The organism is Streptomyces beijiangensis (assembly GCF_017315755.1).
GTDB classification, from domain to species: domain Bacteria; phylum Actinomycetota; class Actinomycetes; order Streptomycetales; family Streptomycetaceae; genus Streptomyces; species Streptomyces beijiangensis.
Window position 1 is genome coordinate 1 of record NZ_JAFLRJ010001227.1, and the last position, 276, is coordinate 276.

The 276-nt window shown below is 69.9% G+C and carries 1 pseudogene; it reads left to right on the forward strand.

Annotated features, from left to right (window positions below):
- Window positions 1-276 (forward strand): annotated as a pseudogene (locus J0695_RS41280) (HtaA domain-containing protein); the annotation flags it as partial.

Consider the following 276-nt stretch of genomic DNA (forward strand, 5'->3'; position numbering starts at 1 on the left):
GCCTGGCGATCGAGTCCAAAGCACACGGCTTCGCCCTCACCCTCTCCGACGTCAAGTTCGACAGCGCGGCCGCCGAGATCACCGCGGACGTGACCCGGGGCGGCACGACCGAGGACGACGTCCCGCTCGCGACCGTCACGGTCACCCGCTCGATGACGGACATGGCGACCGAGCTGACCGAGGAGGCCGGAGAGGTCTTCGGCAGCGCCACCTACGCGGGCGCGACCGGCGACCTGTTGACGGTCGTCCAGAAGACCAAGCCGACCCCCACGGATC